The sequence below is a fragment of the Lysinibacillus sp. RC46 genome, assembly GCF_041262385.1.
Lineage (GTDB): Bacteria > Bacillota > Bacilli > Bacillales_A > Planococcaceae > Lysinibacillus.
The window spans coordinates 19,421-36,119 of the sequence record NZ_JBGCCF010000034.1; the positions used below are offsets into that span (position 1 = coordinate 19,421).

The window sequence follows — 16,699 nt, forward strand, 5'->3', positions numbered from 1 at the left end:
TAACACGTCTGATTTTATAAGCAGTATAGAAAATTAAATAAGGAAAGGAGCGTATCCACCAAAATGCCGGAACGCAGAAAAAAACGCGGCCCAATGATTGATTTCCTATTAATTGGCCTCATCATTACATTAACAACTATTATTTTAGTCATTATCCTATCAAAGGATGACTTTAAGTTTCAAAAAATTAGTGCCTCTAAAGAGGAGAAAACTTCAGATTCAATAAAGAGTAACCTATCCACAGATAGCTCTGCGTTTCCAGGCATACGTATTGTAACAGATGTCTCTAATGATAAGCGAACTCCTTTTGCTATTCACTATCCAGAAACAGATAATAAAGCTTTTAATGATGCTGTATTACAGTACATAACGGATTCAAAGGAAAACTATCTGTCATCTATGAAAGAAAATAAAGATAAAGAGGTAATGGGTGAGCTTAATATTAGTTTTGAGACTTTCCCATATCAAAAGCATTACTATTCCTTTGTGCTAACAAAAATGTTGTATACAGGCGGTGCCAACCCAGAGGTTTCAACAAAAACATTCTTCATCAATCATGAAACTGGTGAACTAATTTCCATTAAAACATTGTTGAACAACGATAAAAACAACTTATCAGCCTTAGCTACTCATGTACGTAACGACTTACAACAAAATCTCAAGTTAAAGGATGAGCTTTTCAAGGATGATTTAGTAAAGTCAACTGAACCAAAGTGGTCTAACTTTAATCGCTTTGCTATAGTTGATGATTCGGTACAATTCTATTTTGATGAGTATGAGATTGCTAGCGGGGCAGCTGGTTCACCAATTGTGAAGCTCCCTTTATCACTTATCAATCCGTTGTTAGCTTCTGATTTCCAGATTGCTATGGAAAAGCCGGTAAAGCCAACTAATACAGGAGATCCAAACAAAAAGCGTATTGCCTTAACTTTTGATGATGGCCCACATCCAAAGGTAACAGAACAGATTTTAGATACGCTCGATAAATATCATGCCAAAGCTACCTTCTTTATGCTTGGTAGCCGTGTACAATATTATCCTGATATCGCTAGAGACGTTCTTGCAAGAGGACATGAAATAGGTAATCATTCATGGAACCATCCTGTATTAACAAAACTGTCACTAGAGTCGGCAGTAAATCAATACACATCTACAGTTGCGGAAATTGAAAAGGCTATTAATCAAAAGCCAACTGTATTTAGACCACCGTATGGAGCAACAAACGATACAATTAACGCTCAAATTCCAATTCCTGTTGTTTTATGGTCGATCGATACATTAGATTGGAAGTATCGCAATGCGCAACAGTTACTACCTAATGTCAAAAATAATTTACACAATAACGCCATTGTCTTAATGCATGATATTCATCAATCGACTGCCGATGGTCTTGATTCCGTGCTTGCTTATTTGCAAGGGCAAGGCTATGAATTCGTGACAGTATCAGAAATTCTTCCATATCGTCAAAAATAACCACAGAAAAAGTCCAATAAACCTTGAGTTTATTGGACTTTCTTTTGTTGAAAAACTTATTACATCAATGAACTTCGGCATAATGAGAGGTTGGCTACTCGACTTTATGCGAGACGAGCGCGAGCCGCTTCCTCCGCCATTGTTGCTGTCGCTTCGCTTTCGCACAGATATTAAACATTGTTGCTGCCGCTTCGCTTTCGCACAGATATTAAACATTGTTGCTGTCGCTTCTTCAGGCGGTGGATGTCGATAAAAAGTGAAAGTTAGTAGATAAAATGCGAAAGTTAGTAGATAAAACTCAAAAGTTAGTAGATAAAACGCGAAAGTTAGTAGATAAAACTCAAAAGTTGGGTGATAAACTAAAAAGTTGGATGTCATTTTGTTAAAACGTATGTCATGCGGATAAGAATCGGAGTGGAAGCTAGGCGATATAATAAAGTAAAAGGATTCACACACAGTTTTGTCCTTTTTGCTCTTCGGAAGGTAGATGTCGATAAAACTCATAAGTTGGGTGATATTTTATTAAAAACGTTTGTCATGTGAGTAAGCGACCATACGTTATTGTGATGAATTCATTTTTATATGAATACTTTGAAGATTTATCGGAACAAAACCTCATTTTATCGGAATATTTTCTCGTTTTATCGGAACAATTCCAGTTTCTCTTCAGCGCCACAGACGAGACCCTGCAGTAAAGTGAAGCGGCTCACCTAGCAGGAACGAAATTAGCCCCTCGCTGTGCAGATGAGCCTTGTTTTATAAGACACCTGAATTTCATTAACATAATAGTTTTTCAACAACGCGAAAAGTCCAATAAACTCCACCTTGAGTTTATTGGACTTTCTTTTTATTTTATCGTTAATGTATCAAGTGGTTTGAAGTCTGTTAGCTGATAGCTCTTCACTTCATTGTTCGCTACTGTATAAAGAGCGTCGTCTATATAGACTACTCTTTGTACACGCTGTTCCCAATTTTCGTACTGATCGCCAGTGCTTTTATTAACAATATTTCCTTTTAGGACGATTCCTTTATCTGAAGTGATTTCATAGATTTGTGCACCTTGACCTTTGTAGACGATTTCATCGCCCTTCCCTGCATCGTACAGGACAACTGGGAAACCGAAGTAATTGTATTCTTTATTGCGGAATAGCGCTTTAGGATTGTATTGGACTTCGGAGTACGAGCCTTCTCCACCGATTTTTACTGTTGATTGTTCCTTTGGATTTTTGAAATCTGAAACATCAAACAATGACATTTTCATATTAGTTGTGACCGTAAAATTACGCTTCGAATATGCATCATAGCGTTGCTCGGTGTCATAGCCGATGCCGATTAAATGTGTATCGTCTAGTGGATGCAAATAGTTACTAAAGCCTGGAATCTTTAGCTCACCTAGCACAGTTGGCTTTTTTGGATTTGCGACATCAATAACAAACAGCGGATCCACTTGCTTAAATGTTACTACATATGCTTTTTCGCCCATAAAGCGTGCAGAATACACTTTTTCACCAGGAGCTAAATCTTTTACTGCACCGAGCTCTTGTAAATTTTTATCGAAAATAAATAGGTGGTTTCGTGATATTTTTTGTTCATCCCACGCATTTCCTTCAGTTGTAACGATACGAAAATTGCCTTCATACTCATCCATTGAGTATTGATTTAACACTGAGCCTTTTACTTCTGTTGTACCCACAAAATTCATGGCAGTTCCATCAACATTCCATTTAAAAACTTGTGTATTAGTTGTTCTTGGCATCCAGATCATATCCATCATGCGACCAGTAGCAGGTACTGGATTTCCATCATAAATTGGTGTTGTTAAATAAAGTGCATTCTCCGACATATAAAGCCCGCTACTACCTCCTAAGTATCCCTTAGTGTTCGCAGTTGTCTTTGCACCATTTTTTAAATCCACAGTTGTAATTAAGCTATATGTTCCATCCATTGTATTTGGTAAAATAGAAATTTTCTCTAGGGGTAAACTTTTGTACTCATTTCCTTCTACACTATCAAATGTTTTCGGTTTTAAATCCGGCGTTTTTTGCTCTCTAAGCATCCAATAATTCGGATACATATTACCGATTAAATATAATGTGTCATTTGTAATTCGAATATCTTGTAAATACCCCTCTTGCCCCACTTCACGTATGAGCTTCGGATTCTTTGGGTTTGAAATATCATACAAAGTAGCTGTCGACATGCTTGAGCCTACTTTTTCTAAATATTCATCCCCAATCACTATTAATAAATTTTCATATAATGCTAGCTTCGAAATATATTGTGACTCCTTCAGCTTGATTGTTGTCGCTAGCTTTAAATTTTTTGGATCTTTAGCATCTACTACAGTAATGCCTTGATCTTTTACAGCATAAATAAAGCCATCTTTGACAACAACTATATCGCCTTCCTCCACTCCTTCGACTTGATTATTCGTTGTAGAGGATTTGTCTGCACTCGCCTTGTCATCGCTCTTTGCCAATTCTACGGTTGCCTCATTCAGTTCTTTTTGTGAGTTAGCTAAAAGTGTTTCGAAATATTGTTGTAGTTCTTGTTCTGATTTTACAGCTTCAAGCTTTTCAATGATGGTAAATGCTATTACTTGCGATGTTGTTTTAGGCCCATCTAGTACAAACGCTTCTTTTTTCACATGTAATTTATAGCTTCCAGGTACTAAATCGCTTACGATCATTGTCTTTTTATCTTCCCCCATTGTTACCGTCGCTGCTACCTTTTGATTTTTGCTATTTGTTACGAACACATTCGCTATCGCGTTTTCTTTTAGCGCCTCAGTAAAGGATACTTGCCAGCTATGAGTTGTCATACTCGCACTCGCTGTCTGCGCCTCTACTTTTTGGGTCGACATCAGCATAAAAATTCCTGGCAACATAGCTAGTACGGTGATGAGTAAAATTGCTATCCACTTCTTTTTCATTAATTTACCTACCTTTCATAATTTCGTTTATTAATTAGACTACTAAAGAATAGGAAAGTTACATTATTCCGAATTTTTCTTCAATAAAAAAACGAGAGGAAGTGAATCCCTCTCGGCTTATAATTACGAGCAGCAGCTAATGTATTCTACGTTAGCGGTTGCTCTTTTTTTTGGTTAGACACTTGATTATGGTTTGCATTATAGAGATTAGATCAACCTCTACTAATTAAAAATATAATTATTGTACATTTACTGTATATGTCCCGTTTTCATTATCAAATTTATAAATATATAAATAATACTTTCCTGGTTTCGCAGTAAATTTACCTTTTATAACATTTCCATCTTCCTGCCCATAGGATGCGTAATTTTGCATATCAGACTCATGAAGAAGCACCCATGTCATTCCGATTTGATTTTCATTTACGACAGAAATATCTATTTCTTTTGGATACGTAACATCGAATGTGTATACATCCGTATGATCATCATCAATCAAACTACCTTTTAGGGGCATATTAAGTGGAATCATTTCCGCTTCTTCTGGATTATTATTTGGTTCTATATCTGTTTTTGCTCCATTTTGTACATTTACTGTATATGTCCCATTTTCATTATCAAATTTATAAATATATAAATAATACTTTCCTGGTTCTGCAGTAAGTTTACCTTTTATACTATTTCCATCTTCCTGTCCAAATGATCCGTAGTTTTGCATATCTGACTCATGATAAAGCACCCATGTCATTCCAATTTGATTTTCATTTAAGACAGAAATATCTATTTCTTCCGGAGACGTAACATCAAATGTGTATACATCCGTATCATTATCATCAATTAAACTACCTTTTAGGGGCGTATTAAATGGAATTATCTTGGCTTCTTCTGGATGATTATTCTCTGTTTGTTCTCCTTTCAGTACAGTTACAATTGCATGATCCTTACTTTCTATTCCCTTATTATTTTTCACTGTTAATGTCACATTATATGTGCCTTCTTTTTCGAATACATGAGTAGGGTTTGCCTCTTCACTTGTTTTTCCATCACCAAAATCCCAAAGGTAAGAAACTATTTCTCCATCCTTATCTTTTGAACCATCGCTCTTGAACTGGATTTCTTCATTTTCGATTCCAGCATATGGACCATTTATATTTACAATAGGCGCTTGATGATCTCCTTCATCCGTCGCAATGCCGTGGAAAACAATATCATATTCAAACTGGTTTGCTGCATTCACACGGTAGTTTACAAAATACGCTGTCACTGTTTTATAGCCGCTCCACTCTTTTTGCGATAGTTGATCCAGTACTTGGTTCACTTGTTCACTCATCGTTTTCCAGTCTTTAGATTCACCCTTTGTTTCACTACCTACATACGTACCTTCGACTGTAAATGTATTAAAAAACTGAGACTTATGTTTTGTAATTTTTGCATCTTTTACGTTAGCAACATCGGCAATTTCTTGTACTACTTCATTTAACGCTTTTGGTTCATGTTTCACTAAATAATCTTCTGATACTTGTGGCACCTCGTATTTTTCTTGATTATCAATCAATTGCTGCATATACGCTTGGTATTCCGAATTCAGTTGTGGATCTTTGCTTAATACGTCGCGATACGCATCATAATTTTTCACATCGTTCGCACGAATTAAATCTTGAATCTTAACAAATGTATCAAATTGATGATTATACATATAAGATTGCAGTGCAAATGAATAATTATAAAAATCCCACGATCCATATTTTGCAAACATTGTTTGTTCAGCGGTGTAGCGTTGTGATGGTTCATATGATAATCCACTAATAATACTATTACGTGGAACTACATCATTTGTACGTGTTGATCCTGCAAAGAATTCTGCATTTCCTTCCTGGAACCATGTAAGCCGTTCATTTTGATACATATCTCCTGTTCCGAATAAACCAGGAACCTCGTATCTTCCCTGTAAATAATGTGTAAATTCATGGCGGAACAACTCTTCTAAACTATAAATACTTTGTTCCGATGTACGTTCATATGTAAAGAATGTTCCCTTCTCTTCAATATAAATACCACCATTATTTGTTTCATACCCGTACAATTGACGATTTAATCGATATTGATCTGGAGAGTCATAAATTACAACTGTTAATACATCGTCAGCATTACCTGGTTCTAATGCTTTATCATTCCCAATTACACGGTGATATTGTGCTTTTACTTCTTTTGCAGCCCAGTATAATCTTTGAATTTTGTCTTCTGTTACGTTTTCTCCCGTCTTAAATACAATCGATCCATTATCAAAAGTATATGTTTTCGGTAAATACTGCTTCTTTCCCTCTTCACGCATTTTCTGTAAATCTACTGTATTGCCACTATAGTCTTTTCCACCATAATTTGTAGTAAGTTGCTCTACTGCCACAAAATAAGCTTCACTTAAATATGGATACATACGCAATGCTTGTGTAACAACTTCTAAACCTTTATCCGGATTACTATGGAATCCTCCTAAACGTCCTGCATAATAAATGCCATTATTGATTAACCAACTATTGCTATCTGTAACATTATGTATAAGAGCAATCTTATTCACTTCATTGATGAAACTATCAATCTTTCCATACCACATCGTCGTATTAGCTTCTTTCCCTGTCTCATGCAAATACGACTGCAAGTCATAATCAATTCCATGCATTAAATCATAGATAGCTTGCCCTTTTAAAGAATCGCTTTCATATGTAGAGAGATTTTCGTTATACTGTTTTAAAATCTTCGCAGCATACTGAACTGTTTCTGCATCACTAGAAGCATTACCTATTAATTTCCCATAGGCGGATACTATTTTATCTTGCTCATCTGTACCAAGTTCAAAATTCGGATTTTTAGCCATTTCCTTTAATGCTGGTAAACACTTATCATGGAAACTTCTCTCATTTAAATACCCTAGTTCCTTATTATAAAATCCAACATAAAAAGCAGAACGCAATAGTTCAACAAATGTTTCAATACCCTTTGAATCATCTTTCGTAAAAGAACTTCCTCTTTTCCCTAATTCATTGATGATAACTTGCATGCGTTCTTTGTTTTGATAAAAAGCTTTTGTTTCATCATTGAATTGGAATAGGTCTGTAATTTGATACCAGCGAATATTTCCTAGCGTATCAATTAACTCACTATTGCTCATTCTATTAAGCTCTTCCATCGAGTACTTTTCCTGCAATTGCTTCGTTTCAACAAGTTTTATTGTTGGAGCTGGGTGTTCCGAAAAATCTCCCATTTCCAAACGTTTTTCAAATGATAATGTTTCATCAGCCGTTGTAGAATGTGCAATTTCATCTTTCGGAGTATCTATGCCAACAGGCTTCATTTGTAATACATTATAAGGCGTTTTTTCTGCTGCTGATACTTCCGCTTGTAATGCTCCAAACGACAGTGCCATTGTACTTACCCCAATTAACACTTGATTGAGTTTTAATTTCTTTTTCATAACAAATCCTCCTATAGTACTACTTTTAAACAATGGTGATACATTGATTATTTGGAACTATATTACCAATCTAAAAATAACATATTATGTGAATAAAGCAATATAAATTGTAATTTTTAGTAATATTTACTTGTATAATTTGAACACTAAGACACAATTTTAGACCATAAAGTCATTCTTTAACATAAAAAAAGAACCCGAAATTTGGATCCCTAACTTGAAAGCAACTGCATCAATTAGACTCTCTGCGGCCACTACAGACTACTTAACAGTAAAAAGCCGATTATCCCTTTAACGTTTAGGAAATCGACTTTTTCTTTATGAATTTTACATTTTGTAGGTGCTACCCCCGAAAGAAGTTAAAAGAAACAAGTCTAATTAACTTTGAATCAATCAATAAAGTCTTGATAAAACGCCTACTCTTCAAACGGCCATTTTGGTAACATTTTTGTCAATGACTTATCTTGGCGTTTTCCTAATACATAGTCAGCCTGCATAATCGTATGAATCTCCCGCGTACCTTCATAAATAACCGGTGCTTTCGAGTTACGTAAATAACGAGCGACCGGATATTCATCCGAATAACCATATGCTCCATGAATTTGGACAGCATCATCCGCAGCTTTATTGGCAAAATCACAAGCTTGCCACTTTGCTAATGATGTCTCTCGCGTATTGCGTACACCTTTGTTTTTCAACTCTCCAACACGATATACAAGTAGGCGACTCATTTGATAGCCCGCTTCCATTTTGGCAATCATTTGCCCTACTAGCTGGTGCTCGCCAATAGGTTTACCAAATGTTTCGCGTTCATGACAGTATTTCACACTCGCCTCGAGACACGCTTGAATAAGACCGACAGCACCTGCCGCTACTGTAAAACGACCATTATCTAACGCAGACATGGCAATTTTAAAGCCTTCTCCCTCTTCTCCAAGGCGATTCTCTGCAGGTATACGTAGATTTTCGAAAAAGAGCTCGCCCGTATTACCAGCACGAATACCGTATTTACCTTTAATGGCCTTCGATGTAAAGCCCGCCATGGAACGCTCTACGATAAATGCACTAATGCCATGATGTTTTTTCGATTTATCAGTGTAGGCAAAAACGATAAAATGGTCAGCTAGATCACATAAGGAAATCCATGTTTTCTGTCCATTTAACACGTAAAAATCTCCATCCCTTACAGCGGTGGTAGACATTGCAGCTACATCTGACCCTGCTCCGGGCTCTGTTAAACCAAATGCCCCAATCCGAACTCCTTTTGCCTGTGGAATAAGATATTGCTGTTTTTGAGCCTCTGTTCCCCATTGCATTAAAGTCATGCTATTCAAGCCTGTATGAACGGAAACAGCTGTGCGAAACGCTGTATCTCCACGTTCAAGTTCTTCACAAACGATGGCAAGTGCATTGTAATCCATCCCACTGCCACCGTATTGTTCTGGTACACAAACACCCATTAAGCCAAGCTCAGCAAGTCTTGACCAAATCTTCGGATCGAAGCCACCCTCTGCATCCCACTTCGCAATATGTGGAATAATCTCGGCATCCACAAACTGTCGTACTGTTTTACGTAACATTTCCTGCTCGGTGGTAAATTCGAAATTCATGACCACGCACCTACCATTTCACGATCATTGCAGATATGTGAGACGTCTCCTTAATGACAACACCACGTTTTGCCATCTCTTGAATATAAATATCGCCCGGTACAATTGATTCAGGTGCAAATACACCGCGCTCTGTAATTTTATTTTCCCCAATCATTTGAGCAACGACAGAAATTGTATTTGCTGTTGCCCGAGCCATAGCCGTTTCATTAATCGTCATATCTTTACGCACAACCATTTCGAACTCATAAGTCACTTGTTGTTGCGCTTTTTCACCCGCTACAATTACGCGCAGCAGCACTGCATCTGGTTTTGTACCAAGCTCAAGTTTCTTTTTAAGTGCCTCACGAACAACTGGGCGCACAGAAACTTCTTGATCTTCTACCTCTACTTTATTACTAGCATCGAGGAATCCTAAATCTGCTAATAGCTTAAACTTCTCAGCATGTCCTTTATAACGAATCGTTTTATATTCTAGTGTTTGGACATTTGGGAATGTCTTATCCAACGTCGATATACCGCCAGATGTATAAAATGCCTCAAGCACACCAAAATCTTTGAAATAAATAGGTTCAACACCTGATAACGACGGAACTTCTTGAAGTTTACCTTTTAGAATCACTTTTGATGGCTCTGTGTAATGATCAAAGACACCATCTAGAGAAAATACTCGCGTATAGTGAAGAGGTGGCTTCGGCTCTGTTGGAATACCGCCTACAAATAGTTTAATAGATTCTACCTCATCTAATTTCGAAGCACCGTAGCCCGCTAAAATGTTGACCATACCTGGGGCAACACCCAAGTCCGGAATAATGGTTACACCTTTTGCTTTTGCCTCTTCGTCTAGATCTAATATTTTTTCTGTTACACCGCCAATATGACCACCTAAATCCACGGAATGGACACCAGCCGCGATTGCCGCTCTTGCCACACGCTCATTAAAGGAATAGAATAATGCATTAACGACTACATTGCCTTTTGAGATAACCTCCATTAACGAGTCATCGCGCTCAGCATGAAGCTCTACAACCTCAATCTTATCTGTATTTAGCGAGTCCACAAAGTTCTGCGCTAAATTCACGTCAATATCCCCTAAAAATACACGTTCCACATTGCTATTTTTTATTAAATCACGAGCTACCTCTTTCCCCATTAAACCTGCACCTAATACAACAACTTTCATCAAGAACATCCCCTTTCATTGATCTGTTATTCTGTATCGATTTGTGCTCTTTGTAATTTACCGCTATAGTCTACATAAATACTTTTCCATTCTGTATAGACATCTAAGGCAGCTACACCCGAGTCGCGGTGACCGTTCCCCGTGCCTTTTGTGCCGCCAAATGGTAAATGGATTTCAGCACCTGTTGTGCCAGCATTCACATAAACAATACCTGTATCTAAATCTCGTTGTGCGCGGAAAATCGTATTCACATCTTGTGAGAAAATTGAACTGGATAAGCCAAATTTTACGCCATTGTTTACTTCGATTGCTTCATCCAAACTTGCTACTTCAATTAAAGAAACGACCGGACCAAAGATTTCTTCCTGTGCAATAATCATGTCAGGCTTTACGTTGGTAAATAGTGTAGGCTCATAATAAACCCCTTTATCATAAGGAGGCTCAGATAAAATTCTACCTCCAGCTAACAACGTCGCCCCTTCTTGTTTACCGATTTGCACATAGTGATTAATCTTTTCCAATGCGGCTTTGTTAATCACAGGTCCGATTTTCACACTTACATCCAAACCGTCCCCAATTGTTAGCTTTTGCATTTCGTCTAATAGACGTTTTTCTAGTTCTTCTCTTACATCTTTATGCACAATCACGCGACTACATGCTGTACATCTTTGTCCAGCAGTGCCAAATGCACTCCATAAAATGCCTTCAGTGGCTAGCTGTAAATCGGCATCATCCATAACTATGACTGCATTTTTCCCGCCCATCTCTAATGAAATCTTCTTCAGGTGTTTACCACCTAGCTCTGCTACCTTACTGCCTGTTGTTGTAGAGCCGGTAAATGAGATGACCTTGACGTCTGGGTGTTCAATCAATGCTGTTCCAACTGTTGGCCCTGAACCAAAGACGATATTTGCTACCCCACCTGGTAAGCCAACCTCTTCAAAAATTTTGCCCATTTCATAAGCCATCATTGGTGTCTCATTAGACGGCTTCCAAATGAACGTATTGCCAGCAACTATTGCAGGGAATGACTTCCAAGTAGCAATAGCTACAGGGAAATTCCACGGAGTTATTAAACCTACAACGCCAATAGGTGCACGTACACTCATGGCAAATTTATTAGCTAGCTCTGACGGTGTTGTCTCTCCAAATAACCGTCGCCCTTCACCAGCCATATAATAGGCCATGTCGATCCCTTCCTGTACTTCACCTCTAGCTTCTTCAATAACCTTCCCCATCTCTTTTGTTAAAACGGTCGCCAAATGTTCCTTCTTTTCTTTCATTTTCTGACCGATGGCATATAAATAGTCAGCACGTTTAGGTGCAGGTACTAATGCCCAGATTTTTTGTGCATTTTTTGCAACCGCTACCGCTTCATCTACCTCACTTGCAGTAGATAGCGGTATTGTAGCTAGCTGCTCCCCATTAGCAGGGTTGGTCACTACTATACTTTGTAAATGCGAATGTGTTACCCATTCACCGCCGATATAGTTTTTAATTTCCACTACATACACCCCCTGAACTATCTATTGTGCCTCTGCCTCATTGTTACCAATTGCATTGCTTTCAGACAGATATCATCTATTACTCTATAGTATATAGAAATAGATGTGTCAAAATTCCGAATTTTTAATATATAGATGTCTAAAGAACATCCTTTTGGATTAATAACATCGGTGACAATTGTCAGAGGCTTTATTTTCTTTAGCTGAACATTGATGTCATCTTTTGTGAGCAACCAATTATGCCTTGGCATAATTGCGTCCGGAGGCTTTAACTTCTTTTAGCAGGATGTTTGACACCCACTAAAAGAAGTTAAAACAATCACAAATTTCCAGCTGAATGAAAATAAAAAATACTTATTCTAGTGTTTTATATTCGACATTTACTATCTTATTCCCTTTTTTTCTAAGATATTTAATTATGTGATGAAACTAATACAACTTATAATCGTATATAATAACAAAATATTTTTTGGAGGAATCCTTTATGAATAATCACGAAATTGACTACAAATTATATGGCGACGATATGCAATATGTGGAAGTTGAGCTTGACCCTCAAGAAACAGTAGTAGCTGAAGCTGGTGCTTTAATGATGATGGATGATTCTATCCATATGGAAACGATCTTTGGCGATGGTTCAAGAGGAAGCTTAGAAAGTGGTCTTATGGGTAAATTATTTGGAGCTGGAAAACGTCTAATTACAGGTGAAAGTTTATTTATGACGACATTTACGAACGTTGGTTCAGGTAAACGCCATGTGTATTTTGCTTCTCCATACCCTGGTAAGATTATTCCAATGGATTTAAGCCAAATGAACGGAAAGATTATTTGTCAAAAAGATGCATTTTTAGCTGCTGCTAAAGGAGTTTCAATCGGTGTTGAATTCCAGAGAAAAATCGGTGTTGGCTTCTTTGGTGGTGAAGGCTTCATTATGCAAAAGCTTGAAGGAGACGGCATGGCTTTTGTACATGCAGGTGGCACTATTCACGAAAAGACTCTAGCACCCGGTGAAGTATTACGTGTTGATACAGGCTGTTTAGTTGCTATGACATCTGATGTAGATTACGATATCGAGATGGTCAAGGGCGTAAAAACTGCATTATTTGGCGGTGAAGGTATCTTCTTTGCTACTTTAAAGGGTCCGGGTAAAGTATGGATTCAATCATTACCATTTAGCCGTTTAGCAAGCCGCGTCTTCGCTGCAGCACCAATTTCTCAAGGCGGTGGCGGTCAATCTAAAGGTGAAGGTGGCATTGGCGGTTTATTTGATATGTTTAATAAATAATGGGCGCTATTTATTTAAGGAGCACATCTAATTACGATGTGCCCCTTTTTTTATTACAGCTGATTTAGACCATTTATTCCTAACACAAAAAGTCTTTGCGGCTTTATTGCAAAAGATATTCCTACTTCTATTATCTTCGGTGTTATTAATCTATTCGATTCGTTACAGCCTTACCTTGCCCATATGCGGTAAGCTCTTTAACGTTCAGCATCAGCATTGCAGTTCTAGTTTGAAGCGAGGCACTGCCGATATGTGGAAGTGCTACAACATTAGGAAGTGTCATCAATGGGTGATCCAACGCAATAGGCTCTTGCTCAAAGACATCTAACCCTGCTGCCCACAGCTTACCACTTGTTAAAGTTTCATAAAGTGCGTTCTCATCGATAATGCCACCACGTGATGCATTAATTAATACCGCATCATCCTTCATCAAAGCTAGTTCCTCTGCGCCTATAAGTCCTACCGTATCATTGTTAAAAGGTGTCATAATAACAACAAAATCCGATTGTTTTAAAAGATCCTCCAACGATACATATTGAAAGCCATACATTTCTTCCACCTCATGGCGACGTCTACGATTGTTATATAAAATTTTCATATCAAAACCTTTTGCTCGTCTAGCAACAGCTTGGCCAATACGACCCATACCAATAATTCCTATAGTGGATCCTGAAACATCTTTACCTACTAATTGCATCGGATACCAGCTTTTCCATTTACCCTCACGCAAATATCGTTCACTTTCCGGAATTCTTCGAGCAGTCGCAAGCAATAATCCCCACACTAAATCTGCAGTCGTATTTGTTAAAACGCCCGGAGTATTAGTCGCCATTATTCCACGCTTACGCAAAGCTTTGACATCAATATTATTGTATCCAACAGCTAAATTAGTCACGAGTTTTAGATTGGGTGCGTGTAATAATAACTCTTCATCGACTTGATCAGCAAGCGTTACCCACAATACTTCACAATCTGCAACAGCTGCCAATAGTTTTTCCCGTGGTATAACAATTTCCTCCTCCTCCCATTGTTCGATATCATAATACTCTTTCAACGGTTCAACTATATGCGCTGGGAACTTTCGTGTAATAAATAATTTCTTTTTCATATTCCGAACACCCCTCAATTCAATTCGCCTATAGCGTAACACTTAGAACGCTCATTTTCTAGGGATTTCTTATCTTTGCGTATTTGAAGCTTTATCTTTCTATCACTCTACAAACTTCATCCTTCTATTTATTGTTTTATCCTTCAGAAAGGCGATTTTGTCCTATTATTTATGAAAAATAAAACTAGGCTTATCAGTTGTGGATGGCATTTTATTTAAAAGGTTTGTTCATGAGGCTAAGTTGATAGCGCCCAGTGAACGGAAACTCGCTATGGTAATAAGCCATACAAGTGTTTCTAATGAAATGGTTAGGAATAACATTTTGTTAAACGTATGCCATGTAAATAGGTTGATTGGAGTGGAGGATGGGCGACTCCTCGGGGATTAGTGTCACAGATGAGACCCTGCAGCGAAGCGAAGCGAAGCGGCTCATCAGACACCCCCAGGAAAGCGCCCATCCGGAACGGAAATCAACCCCTCACTATGGTAATAATCAAAAAACTATGCACAGACTTTATGCATAGTCGTTAAAAATCTCTAATTGTTGTATCTAATCGATTGGCAATTTGTTTTAATTCCTCGGAAGATTCCCCAATCGTTTCTATAATTTCTGCCAGTTCCGTTATTTTCAATCCGACGTTTTGGAAGTTTGAGATAGAACCGTTTACTGAGCCAGATATTGCATCGAAGGCTTTTAAAGATTCCTCATTTTGCTCGATACTATTGTTCACCAGTTCTTGAATCTCATGAATTGCTTGAACAACTTGTTGTGTAATTCCATTAGACATAGTTATGAGATCCGCAATTTGTTCAACCGAAGTTTTCGTCTGGTCTGCAAGCTTACGAACTTCGCTCGCCACGACCGCAAAGCCTTTTCCATGCTCTCCTGCTCGTGCAGCCTCAATAGCCGAATTTAACGCGAGTAAATTTGTTTGACCAGAAATATTTTTTACTATTTCAATAACAGCATTAATTTTGGAGGAAGAATGATCTAATTGCTCCACCATACCCGACATTTCAACTGTCTTATGATGAACTTTTCCTGTTTGCTCATTAATTAATATTATTTTAGAATAACCTTCAGACGATACCTCTTGCATTATTTTTGCCTCATCGATACTTTCCTTCAAGTATTCATTCACTTCCTTGGCGTTATAAACAAGTTCGGTTACTGTTTCATTGGTACTATGAGATTGAGTTTCTAGCTGCGTAGATATTCCACCTATAATTTCCTTCACATGTGCTCGAACACTATCCTGTTGCTTCTCCATTAATGTATTAGCATAATTATCATATTCCTCTAAGACAATCTGTTGTTCGAAATTACAGATTTTACTGATAGCATCACAAAACTTTTCTTCTTCGTCCCTCGATAATTGAAGCTTATAAACAATCTTTCTTAAAAATTTTTCAAGGTTTTGAAAGGCTGCTAAATACCACTTAGGATACAAGTTAATCTTCACATGCATTTTCGCTACTCGCCTTCTCTTTTCCAAAAATGCATCGTCTATACGCCCTTCGAACATTTCTATAATATGATGGCGTAATGTTTGTCGTAACTTCTCACTAGAGCTATACTTTTCAATAACCTCACGTAATGCTGGCACACTCTCAATCGCATGATAAAATGCTGCTACTACCTCTTCAACATTTCGTTCAATATACGGTTTTAAACTTCTAATTAATCGCAAATCTTCTCTAGTTAAATTTACTAGATTTAACTGTAGTAAACGTTCCTGATCTTGAATAATAACCCCTATACTTGATTCATCAGTAATCTCAATTGTATTCTTCTTAGACTTATTTCCAATTTGAAACAATTTATCCACCCCGTTGTGTCTATGTCTATTCTACCGAATATAATCCGAAAACAAAAAACTCTCTGAATTCAATTATAAGTTCTTTACAACTGTAATGACAATATATAGGTAAAAAAATCTGTTTTGCAATAAGCAATAAATCATACTGAACAATACTTATAACCATGTATTTCTTCTTAATTTGAGCAATTATACCACGGAAAAATTGCCGCTTTCGCGCAGTCCGGAATCCGCTTTGTGCTTTGGCTAGCATGAGGGCCGACACGATGTCGGTCATATTCCTCTATTTTAGCGGATGTCTTTTGTACCGAAAG

The 16,699-nt window shown here is 37.5% G+C and carries 8 protein-coding genes and 2 pseudogenes; 2 read left to right on the forward strand and 8 right to left on the reverse strand.

Annotation, left to right across the window (positions count from 1 at the left end):
* Nucleotides 1–63 precede the first annotated feature (63 nt).
* Nucleotides 64–1,473 (forward strand): polysaccharide deacetylase family protein, encoded by a 1,410-nt coding sequence (locus ABH966_RS22630; protein WP_370082396.1) that lies wholly within the window; start codon nucleotides 64–66, stop codon nucleotides 1,471–1,473.
* An 847-nt stretch (nucleotides 1,474–2,320) separates the two neighbouring features.
* Here the strand turns inward: ABH966_RS22630 and ABH966_RS22635 are convergent.
* From ABH966_RS22635 to ABH966_RS22655, 6 genes and pseudogenes are all read right to left on the reverse strand, one after another.
* A complete protein-coding gene (locus tag ABH966_RS22635) occupies nucleotides 2,321–4,405 on the reverse strand; it encodes a beta-propeller domain-containing protein (protein WP_370082398.1) in 2,085 nt (694 codons plus the stop codon).
* A gap of 238 nt (nucleotides 4,406–4,643) precedes the next feature.
* Nucleotides 4,644–4,919, reverse strand: a pseudogene (locus tag ABH966_RS27085) (pre-peptidase C-terminal domain-containing protein); the annotation flags it as partial.
* A gap of 69 nt (nucleotides 4,920–4,988) precedes the next feature.
* A pseudogene (locus tag ABH966_RS22640) lies at nucleotides 4,989–7,874 on the reverse strand (collagenase); the annotation flags it as partial.
* A 416-nt stretch (nucleotides 7,875–8,290) separates the two neighbouring features.
* Entirely contained in the window at nucleotides 8,291–9,484 is a 1,194-nt protein-coding gene (locus tag ABH966_RS22645; RefSeq protein ID WP_370082402.1) for an acyl-CoA dehydrogenase family protein, read from the reverse strand.
* A gap of 10 nt (nucleotides 9,485–9,494) precedes the next feature.
* Nucleotides 9,495–10,667 (reverse strand): saccharopine dehydrogenase family protein, encoded by a 1,173-nt coding sequence (locus tag ABH966_RS22650; protein ID WP_370082404.1) that lies wholly within the window; start codon nucleotides 10,665–10,667, stop codon nucleotides 9,495–9,497.
* 26 nt (nucleotides 10,668–10,693) lie between these two features.
* Entirely contained in the window at nucleotides 10,694–12,172 is a 1,479-nt protein-coding gene (locus ABH966_RS22655) for an aldehyde dehydrogenase family protein (RefSeq protein WP_370082406.1), read from the reverse strand.
* Between the two features lie 484 nt (nucleotides 12,173–12,656).
* Here ABH966_RS22655 and ABH966_RS22660 point away from each other — a divergent pair, with 484 nt between their 5' ends.
* The gene (locus tag ABH966_RS22660) at nucleotides 12,657–13,457 is read left to right on the forward strand and encodes a TIGR00266 family protein (RefSeq protein WP_370082408.1); all 801 of its coding nucleotides are present in this window, start codon (nucleotides 12,657–12,659) and stop codon (nucleotides 13,455–13,457) included.
* Between the two features lie 145 nt (nucleotides 13,458–13,602).
* Here the strand turns inward: ABH966_RS22660 and ABH966_RS22665 are convergent, their stop codons facing one another.
* Together ABH966_RS22665 and ABH966_RS22670 are read right to left on the reverse strand one after the other, a co-directional pair.
* A complete protein-coding gene (locus ABH966_RS22665; protein ID WP_370082410.1) occupies nucleotides 13,603–14,565 on the reverse strand; it encodes a 2-hydroxyacid dehydrogenase in 963 nt (320 codons plus the stop codon).
* Between the two features lie 527 nt (nucleotides 14,566–15,092).
* Nucleotides 15,093–16,394 (reverse strand): protoglobin domain-containing protein, encoded by a 1,302-nt coding sequence (locus ABH966_RS22670; RefSeq protein ID WP_370082412.1) that lies wholly within the window; start codon nucleotides 16,392–16,394, stop codon nucleotides 15,093–15,095.
* Nucleotides 16,395–16,699: the final 305 nt, after the last annotated feature.